This is a genomic window from Rhizobium sp. YJ-22 (assembly GCF_029601685.1).
Taxonomy (GTDB): domain Bacteria; phylum Pseudomonadota; class Alphaproteobacteria; order Rhizobiales; family Rhizobiaceae; genus Metarhizobium.
The window spans coordinates 1-7,879 of the sequence record NZ_JARRIR010000033.1; the positions used below are offsets into that span (position 1 = coordinate 1).

General features: G+C 62.2%; 13 protein-coding genes and 1 pseudogene. 3 read left to right on the forward strand and 11 right to left on the reverse strand.

The genetic code is table 11. The features are described from left to right. The 4 genes from P7F60_RS29900 to P7F60_RS29915 all read right to left on the reverse strand — a co-directional run. Positions 1 to 369, reverse strand: a 369-nt coding sequence (locus P7F60_RS29900) for an FAD-dependent oxidoreductase (RefSeq protein ID WP_277921146.1), incomplete at its 3' end; no start/stop codon positions are given. Then, on the reverse strand, positions 370 to 627 hold the full coding sequence (locus P7F60_RS29905; RefSeq protein ID WP_023517539.1) for a hypothetical protein: 258 nt from the start codon (positions 625 to 627) through the stop codon (positions 370 to 372). A gap of 11 nt (positions 628 to 638) precedes the next feature. Then, positions 639 to 926, reverse strand: coding sequence for a cation transporter (locus P7F60_RS29910; protein ID WP_010661778.1), 288 nt, complete (start codon positions 924 to 926; stop codon positions 639 to 641). A 16-nt stretch (positions 927 to 942) separates the two neighbouring features. Further along, positions 943 to 1,356 carry a mercuric transporter MerT family protein gene (locus P7F60_RS29915; protein WP_277921147.1) on the reverse strand — a complete coding sequence of 138 codons (414 nt, stop codon included), beginning with the start codon at positions 1,354 to 1,356 and terminating at the stop codon, positions 943 to 945. Positions 1,357 to 1,454: 98 nt separating this feature from the next. On the opposite strand from P7F60_RS29915, the gene P7F60_RS29920 reads away from it, so the two are divergent. Further along, positions 1,455 to 1,895, forward strand: coding sequence for a helix-turn-helix domain-containing protein (locus tag P7F60_RS29920; RefSeq protein ID WP_023517540.1), 441 nt, complete (start codon positions 1,455 to 1,457; stop codon positions 1,893 to 1,895). Between the two features lie 59 nt (positions 1,896 to 1,954). Next, positions 1,955 to 2,797 (forward strand): annotated as a pseudogene (locus tag P7F60_RS29925) (type IV secretory system conjugative DNA transfer family protein); the annotation flags it as partial. 272 nt (positions 2,798 to 3,069) lie between these two features. Here the strand turns inward: P7F60_RS29925 and P7F60_RS29930 are convergent. The 7 genes from P7F60_RS29930 to P7F60_RS29960 all read right to left on the reverse strand — a co-directional run bounded on the left by P7F60_RS29930 (position 3,070) and on the right by P7F60_RS29960 (position 6,897). Further along, positions 3,070 to 3,366: a hypothetical protein gene (locus tag P7F60_RS29930; protein ID WP_006473490.1), complete on the reverse strand. Its 297-nt coding sequence runs from the start codon at positions 3,364 to 3,366 to the stop codon at positions 3,070 to 3,072. Between the two features lie 36 nt (positions 3,367 to 3,402). Continuing rightward, the gene (gene parA / locus P7F60_RS29935; protein ID WP_021316632.1) at positions 3,403 to 4,026 is read right to left on the reverse strand and encodes a ParA family partition ATPase; all 624 of its coding nucleotides are present in this window, start codon (positions 4,024 to 4,026) and stop codon (positions 3,403 to 3,405) included. Between the two features lie 67 nt (positions 4,027 to 4,093). Continuing rightward, positions 4,094 to 4,399: a type II toxin-antitoxin system RelE/ParE family toxin gene (locus P7F60_RS29940; protein WP_006473480.1), complete on the reverse strand. Its 306-nt coding sequence runs from the start codon at positions 4,397 to 4,399 to the stop codon at positions 4,094 to 4,096. Then, positions 4,396 to 4,665 (reverse strand): CopG family ribbon-helix-helix protein, encoded by a 270-nt coding sequence (locus tag P7F60_RS29945; protein WP_006473479.1) that lies wholly within the window; start codon positions 4,663 to 4,665, stop codon positions 4,396 to 4,398. The genes P7F60_RS29940 and P7F60_RS29945 overlap by 4 nt, the downstream gene beginning before the upstream one ends. Positions 4,666 to 4,942: 277 nt before the next feature. Further along, complete coding sequence (locus P7F60_RS29950) at positions 4,943 to 5,821, reverse strand: helix-turn-helix domain-containing protein (RefSeq protein WP_020817827.1); 879 nt, start codon at positions 5,819 to 5,821, stop codon at positions 4,943 to 4,945. A 194-nt stretch (positions 5,822 to 6,015) separates the two neighbouring features. Continuing rightward, positions 6,016 to 6,231, reverse strand: coding sequence for a ribbon-helix-helix protein, CopG family (locus tag P7F60_RS29955; protein WP_020817828.1), 216 nt, complete (start codon positions 6,229 to 6,231; stop codon positions 6,016 to 6,018). A 99-nt stretch (positions 6,232 to 6,330) separates the two neighbouring features. Then, the gene (locus P7F60_RS29960) at positions 6,331 to 6,897 is read right to left on the reverse strand and encodes a recombinase family protein (protein WP_006473455.1); all 567 of its coding nucleotides are present in this window, start codon (positions 6,895 to 6,897) and stop codon (positions 6,331 to 6,333) included. A 141-nt stretch (positions 6,898 to 7,038) separates the two neighbouring features. Here P7F60_RS29960 and P7F60_RS29965 point away from each other — a divergent pair, with 141 nt between their 5' ends. Next, complete coding sequence (locus tag P7F60_RS29965) at positions 7,039 to 7,650, forward strand: AAA family ATPase (protein ID WP_020820347.1); 612 nt, start codon at positions 7,039 to 7,041, stop codon at positions 7,648 to 7,650. The last annotated feature ends 229 nt before the right edge of the window (positions 7,651 to 7,879 follow it).

Genomic DNA, 7,879 nt, shown 5'->3' on the forward strand with positions numbered 1-7,879 from the left:
CACATTGTTGTACTCCGGCAGCAGATCAGCGTATTTCGCCTGTCGCAGACCGGCAACCAAAGCGTCTTTCTGGGCGATCTGAGCGGCCCAATCAACCACGCGCGCGCCGCTTTCGATCCCATCAAACCGGGCAGCCGCATCGTTGGCGTGACGTACAGCCTCCGTGGCCCGGATCAGGGCTTTCGAGGGCACGCAGCCGATGTTGACGCATGTACCGCCGATCGTGCCATGCCCGACAAGAGCCACTTGGGCGCCTAGTTCGGCGGCCGTGATCGCGGCGGAGAAACCGGCCGAGCCAGCTCCGACGACCACAAGATCATAACGGCCGTTGCCTTTGTTGGAAGTTGGAACGTCGCAAGCTTCACACATTCAATTCACCTTTGTTGTCTTGTTATTCATCGAGCAGCAATTGGCATCCGCTGATGAGGCGGAACGCCGACGCCGGTAAAGATAAAGTGCGGACGCCCCAATCGCGGCGAGAGCGATCGGGATCAGCACATAGCCGGCCGCTGCGAACCATGCGGAAAAGCCAAAAGAGCCAGCGGCGACCAAAAGAAATGGCGCGGCGCAACAGATGACGGCGAGAAACCCGACTTCGCCAAGGCCGATGAACTTTCCATCTGTCATGCTGAACCTCCTTACTGCGAAACGCCGGACGGATAGCCAGCATTGGTGGTTGCGGTGATCAGCGCGGCGACATTCGTCTGGCTGTCGTCAAAGCGCACCTTCGCGATCGCCGCGCCGGTCGCCTCCGATACATCAACATCGAGCACGCCTGGAACGTTGCTGAGCGCCCGCTTCACAATCGGGCCGCAGAGTTCGCAGGTGGCATTGGCAACATTCAAGGTTACGGTCTGCTCGGCGGCAAAAGCGTGACCACCCGTCAGCAGGGACGCAGTAAGGGCAATGAGGGGCAGGATTTTCATGAGATTCTCCTTGGGATTAAGCATCGAGGACAAGGCGGGCGGCGTAGGGAAAGCCCACGGCGATAATGATCAAGACAGTTGCGACCCAAAGGCCGATCTTGGCGTTCCGATGGGATGATGGACGCGCGCAGTAGGAACCCTTGGCGCATTCAGCCGCCTTCGGCCTGCGATAGACGAGATAGAAACCGTAGCCGAGGCAGGCGAGCGCGATCGTGATAAACACAGGCTGGTAGGGTTCGAACGCGGTCAAATTGCCGATCCACGCGCCGCTGATGCCAGCGAAGAACAAGGCAAAGGGCAGCACGCAACAGGTTGCTGCGCCCAGTGCCGCAACGATGCCGCCGACCGACAGCAATGCTGCCCGATCAAAACCCTTTTCGGCTGGCTCTGTGACTGTATTTGCCAGCGTCCGTGTTTCATCCTGCATCATCGTTCACATGCTCCCGCAATTGATCTATCGTGACCCTAGTGCCTGTAGCGACTACAGGGTCAAGCGAGAAATTTTCACGGATTTGTGCGAGCTATGTGATGACACAGAATGATGAATTTTCGATCGGCGTGCTGTCCGAGCGCAGCGGCGTCAACATAGAGACGATCCGCTATTACGAGAAAATCGGCGTCATGCCGAAGCCCGCCCGCAGCGCAGCGGGTTATCGTATCTACACAACTGAACACGCAAGGCGGCTGCATTTCGTGCGGCGCGGCCGTGAACTCGGCTTCAGCCTGGACGAGCTGCGCGGCCTGCTTCGCCTGGTCGATGGGCATACCTACACCTGCCGGGAGGTCCATGCGCTCACCATCGAACATTTGAAAGATATCCGTCAGAAAATCGCCGATCTGCGGCGTCTGGAGCGGGCCATGTCGAATATGGCGGCGCAATGCACCGGCGATCAGGTTCCAGAATGTCCGGTCATAGATGCCCTTTTTGAAATGCGGTCAATCAAGCGTTCCCGCTCCGTTCAAGCTTAGCGTACGATTTCGAGCAGCTCTTGTTCTGACCCCATATTGCCGCCAGCGCGCCGCGCGACAGGCGGAACCTCGCCACCCTGCGCGAATATCTCACCCTCGCCCCTGAAGCCTTCGCGGCGCTCCTGAAGGACATGCAGGCATCAACGGCCGCCTCCGGCCTGATCGCCCGCGCTGCAAACCGCCACCTCGGCAAATCCGACCGCGAGGCGGCCGGCGTCCTCTCGGCCGCGCAGCGCCATACCCATTTCCTCGACAGCCCGCGCATGGTCGCCGTCCTCGACCGATCCGATTTCGGCTTTGCCGATCTCAAGCGCCGCAACGTCTCGGTGTTCCTCGTCCTGCCGCCCGATCGGCTCGCCACCTATTCCCGCTGGCTGCGCCTGCTCGTCGCGCAAAGCCTCACCGACATGGCCCGCGATCCCGCCAAGCCGGCCGTGCCGGTCCTCTATCTGCTCGATGAGTTCGCCGCCCTCGGCCATCTGGCCCCCGTCGAGCGCGCAATGGGCCTCATGGCCGGCTACGGCGTCCAGCTCTGGCCGATCCTGCAAGACGTTCACCAGCTCCGCGCCACCTACGGGCAACGCGCCGGCACCTTCCTGTCAAATGCCGGCGTCCTACAGGTGTTCGGCGTCAACGATCACGACAGCGCCCGGCTTGTCTCCGATCTGCTCGGGCAGGAAACCGTTGTGTTCCAGACCATGAGCCGGGCGCTCGATTCCGATAAATCCGGCATCTCCTACGGCGAGCAACACACGGCCCGCCCGCTGCTGACCCCCGATGAGGTCCGCAACCTGCCGCAGCATGTCGAATTGCTGTTCCTCGCCGGGCAACGGCCGATCGTCGCCGGCAAGCTCGCCTATTATGCCGATGCAGAGTTCCGGGGGCTGTATGACGCTGCCTGACGTGACAAGAAGCGGACCCGGCGCATAGCGCCGGGACTTTGTTACGAACGGCCCTCCGGCTCTCTACGGCGCTATTGGGGAGCGCGTTCGCCTCCGGGCCGGCGCGGCTTGCGCCGCGATCCACCCGCCGACCTGGTGCAAGCTCTATTCAGGGAAACGCCACGGCCGCGACGATAGCCCCCCGGCCGGCCCGCTCTCATCATCTAGGGCCGTAGGGACGGCCGGGGGGCGGGCCACGCGCGCAAGCATTAGCGTATTTAGCTATTTACGTATCAACGTGCATAAGGCTCGATCGGCGGCAATCCGTGCTGTGCCAGAACCGCCGAAAGCCCGGCCTCGGCCATCGCCTGAATTGTCGTTCCCTCTGCATCCGCGAGCTGGCGAAGGCGCTGCCAGTCCGATCGCCGGACCTTGACCGTAAGCGCGACAGTCTCGCCCCCTCCCCTCTTTCGCCTCGGCGTCGGGATTTCCACGGCCGGGCGATCGTCCTCGATCGCTGCAAGGCTGGTGGCCTCCGCGCCGGCCTTCGGGCGGGTGAAGGCCGCGAGGCCGGTTGCTTTCTTTGCCATAGGTTTCGCTCCTTCAATACGCGCTTACGTATTTAGCTATTTACGTTCTAACGTGCCTTTAATCCACGCCCACAAAGCCCGGATTTCCTCCGCTGCTTTCCCTTCGGCCTCGAACTCCGTCACGGCGCTGCCAGTCGTGACGGCGCGGGCGAACGCGCGCCGGTCGGTAATCTCGCCGGGAACGATCGGCAGTCCGTAGGCTTCCAGCGCCGCGCGCGTCTCCCCGATCTCGGGCGCACGGAACGGGCAGGCAGACAGGACGAACGCGCCGCGCACTTTCGCGGCCGCCACGATCTCGACGGCGGCCGGGACCGCAGCGAGGTCAAACGCGGACGGTCTGACCGGAATCAAGACCAGCTCCGACCTTCGGGCGATCTGGCCGGCCGCCGGGGCGGCATGGGGCGGGGCGTCCACTACGGCCAAGGTCATGCCCTCGCCCTCGGCCGCCCTAAGCGCGGCGTCCAGCTCCCCGGCCTGCGCCGTGGCGACGATCGGCGTTCCGGCTTCCCGCGCGCTCGCCCATGCGGTCGCGCTCTCCTGTGGGTCCGCGTCGATGACGCAAACCCGTTCGCCGGTCGCCTCGGCCGCCACGGCGGTATGAACCGAAAGCGTGGTTTTTCCGCTCCCGCCCTTCTGGCTCAAAAACGCAATGACGTTCATGCGTCAATCCTTCTTTGCGTGAATACGTATTGAAGCATATAGCTAAGGACGTTACTACGTCTTTAAGCTAGTGCGGCCATTCCTCGGCCGGCCAGTCGCGCGACGTGTGGATGACGCGCACGATCACGACGCTTTCCCGGCCCCCCACGTCCCGCAGCTCATAGGCGATGATGTAGGGATGACGGGCGAGGGACTTTTCATAGGTTCCGCTCACCCGCCCCGGCCGGCCGGTCGCAAATTCGCCGAGCTTGTTCCCGGCGTCCTCGATCGCATCCACGACCCGTTCGGCGGCGAATGGGTTGTCCTCTGCGATATAGCGCAGGATTTCGAGGTTATCCCGCTGCGCCTCAATCGACCAGACAACCGGCCTCATCCGCGCGCGGCTTTCCGGCGCTTCGCTTCCTCGATAACCTCACGCATTTCCGCGACGGCCTGCGCATGGGGGATCACTCGGCCGGCCGCTGCATCAGCCATGCCGCGCTTGATACCGTCGATGATTTCAAGCTCGCGATCGACATAGGCGGCGACGGCCTCGCCGGCGAGGAAGGATTTGCTTCGCTGCGTGTCGTTCGCGATCCGGTCGAGCTTTTCTTTCACATCGGGCCTAACCCGAATCGTCATGGTGGTGCTGGCGGTCATGGAATCGCCTCCGTGTGTTGAATTGTGTACACTCTAGCACGTTTTCCCGGCCGCCGCCATCGCCTTCTATCAAGGTAATACGTTTACACGTCAATACGTATTAACGTAAATAATTAAGCGCCGACCTTGCCCTTCACTCCCTCTCGAAAGCCATAGGACGCTGGTCGCAGGCGCGAGCGGTGCGGATTAGGTAGTGGGGGTGCCGTTTCCCGGCCCGCCTATACGCGGGCCGGAACCGCCGCAGGGCTGCGTAAGCAGCCCGAACAGCGGCGACCGCTTATGTTTTGCCTCTTAGATAAAGATCAGATGGGGATTCAGTCTGGTTATCGGACTCACGTTTCATGAAGTTTTTCGCCATGCGCACAAGGGCCTGTCCTAGCGGGCTATCGCCGGCGTCGATCTGCGTTCGCTCATCGAGGGGCAGGGTGGTCTTGTAGGCGTCGATTGCCTCGCTCCAAGCCCGCTGATCCTGTCCATGATCGGCGGGCGGGGGTGGAGCCTTGCCGAACCGTCCAAGGAACTGCCGGGCCTTCTCCGGCAGGGACAGGCGATAGGCGTTGCTGGCCTGCTGCACCTGTGGGCCGCGCCCTTCGTTCCCGGTCGGCTCATAGCGCCGCAGCCAGTCAATGAAGCCATGCGCCCGCAGATTCTTCAGCGCCCGCACGATCGTATCGCGCGACCGGCCTAGCCGATCCATGATCGTGGTGATTGACGGCTCAAGCCGGCCGGTGCGGAAGTCGATGAGATTGACGAACAGCCGCAGCACGTCCAGCGCCACCGATCCTAGCGGCCCGCTGCGCTCGCCCTTCTCGTGCAAGCCGGCCTCGTTGTAGATTTCGGCCGCCTTCAAGATCGCCTGCACGTCCTTGCGCGTCGTCGGCCGCCATATGCGGCCCTCCGATCGTCCCCGGATATGGCTATGCCGGCGAACTGGTGTCGGGCAGCGTGGGGCAGGGGGCGGAAAGATCAACCCTAGCGCGGTCTGTCCCGATCCCCGCAGGGCGGCCCGGCGCTCATGGGCGAGCGTCGTAAGCTCGCCGGCCTCGTCGTCGGTGAGCTGGCCCGCGCCGTATCGAGTCCAAACCTCCCGCATGATTTCATCAAGCGCGTTCCCGCGCGCGCAGCCGATCGCGGCCGCGTAGTGCGTCCTCAACATATGCCCTCGTCCTTCCTTTTGAAGGACATGACAGCGCGGACGGCAGGCACAGCTTTCCCCGTTTCCGCAAGAATCAATCTTGCGAATTGGAGTGCTCTAGCGTAGATAAGGGGAGACTTTGATGGCCCCGGCTCTACGGTGTGTCTGACGGCCTATAAAACGCTCGACCGCGCCAACGGTCGGGCGTTTTGCCGTTATGTCCCTTGCTTCGCTTCGATATAGAACCTCAACGCTTCCTCGATGATCGGCGCGCGCCCTCGCAAGCCCGCGTCGTCCTTCAGGCGGTCAATCGCCGCGACCAGCTCGCCGGGCAGATCGGCCTGCACAAGAATCCGGCCCTCCGCGCGCCAACGGGCGCGCAGGTTTCGGACACTTTCCAGCTTAACTTGTTCTCGGGTGCGACTCGCCATGTCTACATGAAGAGACGAAATCGCCCGATTCTGCAACCCTTTGCGTAAGGGGGCGAGAAAGGCACTACTTCTAGGGCCGGGCGACTAAACGTAGTTGCGTCAATGCGTATCCACGTCAATGCGTTCTATGGCCCGGTAGAGGGTAGAGCGATGCACACCCAAGAGCCGGGCAACCTCGGCCGGCTTCTTGTCCTCGCTGATGAGCTGGCGGGCGTGTGCGATCTGCTCGGCCGACAGGGCAGGGGGGCGGCCGAACCGAACGCCCTTCGCCTTCGCCGCCGCGCGGCCGGCGCTCGTGCGCTCATGGATCAAGCTGCGCTCGAACTCGGCAACGCCGGCGAAGAAAGTCAGCACCATGCGCCCGGCCGGCGTCGTCGTGTCGGCCCACGGCTCGGCCAGCGAACGCAAGCCGGCCTCGGCGTGGCCGATCCGCTCAGCAATGTCGAGAAGATCGCGCGTCGATCGGGCGAGGCGATCAAGCCGCGTCACCGTCACCACGTTCCCGGGCTGCAAATGGTCCAGCATCTTCGCCAGCTCGCGGCGGCCGCGCTGCGCGCCGGATGCCTTTTCCTCGAACACGCGCTTGCAGCCGGCCGCTTTCAGCGCCGCGCGCTGCTGGTCGAGAGTCTGGCCGTCGGTCGAGACGCGGGCATATCCGATAAGCAAGGGCAGGGGCTTCCTCGTGGGCGACATGCCCGGAATCTACCTCGTGCAAACCGTCGCGGAAATCCCTATTATGCGACAAGAAAGCTGTCGCGGGTTTTGGAATTTTTGCGACAACGCAGCATCATCGAAATTGGTTGAACAATGAAGTCGCCTGAACTCCACATACTTGAGAGAATAGAAGCCCTCCGCGCCGAACTCGCACGTCCTGTTGTCGTGGCGCTTGACGGGGGAAGCGGCTCCGGTAAGTCAACGATTGCGGCAAGGTTGGCGAAGCTGACCGACATAGCCTTGGTTACGCTCGATGATTTCTATCAAACGCAGGTTCCCGAATCCGAGTGGCCTCACAAAACCGTGGCGGAGCGGTTGAATCGCGTTTTTGAGTGGGACCGCGTTCGCGAGGCAATAGAGCCTCTACGCAAGGGGGAACCTGCACAGTGGCGAGCTTTCGACTTCATGCAGGGACTAGGCCCGGATGGCACTTACAGCCTCAAGAACGAATTTACCGAAGTCGCGCCAGCGCCCACGATTCTGCTCGAAGGAGCTTATTCCGCATCTCCGTTCCTTCGGGATTTGATCGACCTCGCCGTGATCGTGGATGTGCCGACCAAAGTGCGGCATGAACGGACTGCTGCGCGCGAACAGGGCGCGGAGGGCTTTTTAGCCGCGTGGCACGCTGTTTGGGACGATGTTGAAAGCTACTATTTCGAGCGCGTCTGCCCGCCAAGGTCTTTTGATCTGGTGATCCAGAATTAAATTCCTTCGCGCCCCTTATGTCGCGCAAATCCTGAAACCTGCACCACGTCCGCAGCGGCGCGGAATCCGGGCCGCGACGTGTCGCGAAAGTCAGTCGCACAAGTTTGACTTTCGCACCTGATTTTTGCGACAGATTTTTCCCTGCAAAATCAGCGCCGGCGATTTTGTCGCAAAAATCAGGACTTGTGCGACATGTCGTTTTCAGAAGACGGCTGCACTGAACGTCAGA

What these genes read in the sequence shown, in the direction of transcription:
- P7F60_RS29915 (WP_277921147.1), bottom strand. Translation starts at nt 1,356, where the DNA reads ATGATGCAGGATGAAACACGGACGCTGGCAAATACAGTCACAGAGCCA.
- P7F60_RS29930 (WP_006473490.1), bottom strand. Translation starts at nt 3,366, where the DNA reads ATGGCAAAGAAAGCAACCGGCCTCGCGGCCTTCACCCGCCCGAAGGCC.
- P7F60_RS29965 (WP_020820347.1), top strand. Translation starts at nt 7,039, where the DNA reads ATGAAGTCGCCTGAACTCCACATACTTGAGAGAATAGAAGCCCTCCGC.
- P7F60_RS29950 (WP_020817827.1), bottom strand. Translation starts at nt 5,821, where the DNA reads ATGTTGAGGACGCACTACGCGGCCGCGATCGGCTGCGCGCGCGGGAAC.
- P7F60_RS29905 (WP_023517539.1), bottom strand. Translation starts at nt 627, where the DNA reads ATGACAGATGGAAAGTTCATCGGCCTTGGCGAAGTCGGGTTTCTCGCC.
- P7F60_RS29920 (WP_023517540.1), top strand. Translation starts at nt 1,455, where the DNA reads ATGACACAGAATGATGAATTTTCGATCGGCGTGCTGTCCGAGCGCAGC.
- P7F60_RS29945 (WP_006473479.1), bottom strand. Translation starts at nt 4,665, where the DNA reads ATGACCGCCAGCACCACCATGACGATTCGGGTTAGGCCCGATGTGAAA.
- P7F60_RS29940 (WP_006473480.1), bottom strand. Translation starts at nt 4,399, where the DNA reads ATGAGGCCGGTTGTCTGGTCGATTGAGGCGCAGCGGGATAACCTCGAA.
- P7F60_RS29910 (WP_010661778.1), bottom strand. Translation starts at nt 926, where the DNA reads ATGAAAATCCTGCCCCTCATTGCCCTTACTGCGTCCCTGCTGACGGGT.
- parA (WP_021316632.1), bottom strand. Translation starts at nt 4,026, where the DNA reads ATGAACGTCATTGCGTTTTTGAGCCAGAAGGGCGGGAGCGGAAAAACC.
- P7F60_RS29955 (WP_020817828.1), bottom strand. Translation starts at nt 6,231, where the DNA reads ATGGCGAGTCGCACCCGAGAACAAGTTAAGCTGGAAAGTGTCCGAAAC.